Origin of the sequence: Synechococcus sp. R6-7, from assembly GCF_047461695.1 — a bacterium.
GTDB lineage: Bacteria > Cyanobacteriota > Cyanobacteriia > Thermostichales > Thermostichaceae > Thermostichus.
In genome coordinates, this window is sequence record NZ_JANSHS010000072.1 from 1 (window position 1) to 1,050 (window position 1,050).

A 1,050-nucleotide genomic window follows, 5' to 3' on the forward strand; every position below is an offset into this window, starting at 1 on the left:
TTCGGGGGGATCCCTAGAAATTGGAAACCCTATAGCTACAAAAAATCCCCCGCCAATAAGGCGGGGTTTTTCCTTCGGGGGGATCTATAGAATTGGAAACCTAGGGATCCCCAGTTGGAAAGAAATTGGAAACAGAGAAAAGATTAGAGTAAAGCCGGTGCTGCTCGGCAGAGGCCAGGCAGCGCTGTTGGTGCTCAGGCCACTCCTGGAGGGCTAGTTTTTGTTGTTCCTGGAGAAGGGTTTGTAGGTCTGAGTCTGCAGGCAGCTCGCCTTGCAAAACCTGCAAATCGTTAAAGCGGCCCAGTTGATCCTGCAAGCACTTCAGGGTTGCTATCCAATCTTGCATGGTTTCCCCGTAAAAGGGCGCAAAAAACTCCACCTGATAGCGCAGCCGTTTGGTGGCCTTGCGCAGCTCGTGCAGTTGCTCAGCCTGGGCTTCCGTTGCGGGGAAAGCAGGGATCCGCCAGCCTGGCTGCAGCAGCCACTGGGCCAGCAGGGGAGTCAGCAAGTGGGGCAAGCTTTCCGGCAAAGGCAGCTCCGCCTGGGGCTTATAGCGGGGGTGAGCCAGCCACTGCTCGCAGGCAGCTTGAAACGCCAGGAAGTCAGCATCTTCCAGAATGCGGCGGGAGCGTTTCTCGGCTTGGGTTCGACGTTGCTGCAGATCTTGTTTTAGCTTCTCCAGTTCTGCCTGCTGGGCTGCCGGGATCCCTTCCCAGCAAGGTTCCTGCAGGATTTCCAGCAGCACGTCCAGATCCCGCTGCTTGCCCAAAGCACTGGCCAGCTTTTGCAGGCGTTTGGGCTTGAGAGGCTTGGGCAGCCGGACGGATCCCTGAAATACCTGCACCCAGGTGCCAATACGGCGCAGGGTCACCCGGATTTGGTGCAGAGACTCTGCCGCTTCTGGATGCTGGGTCAGAACTCGCTTTACGTGTTTCTGCAGCCGCTGCCATTGCTGGCTCAACAGCTGGTGGGCCCAGGCGGCCACGGTTGGCAAGGGCGCAGATGAGGGCAAGGTCAAGTGCAAGGACTCCGTCCCGCTGACGCGAAAGG

At 58.1% G+C, this 1,050-nt stretch carries 1 protein-coding gene; it reads right to left on the bottom strand.

What is annotated here, in order from left to right; all coding sequences use genetic code 11:
* Nucleotides 1-100 precede the first annotated feature (100 nt).
* The coding region (locus NW815_RS02725) for a CHAD domain-containing protein (RefSeq protein WP_414415681.1) at nt 101-1,050 on the bottom strand (950 nt) is incomplete at its 5' end.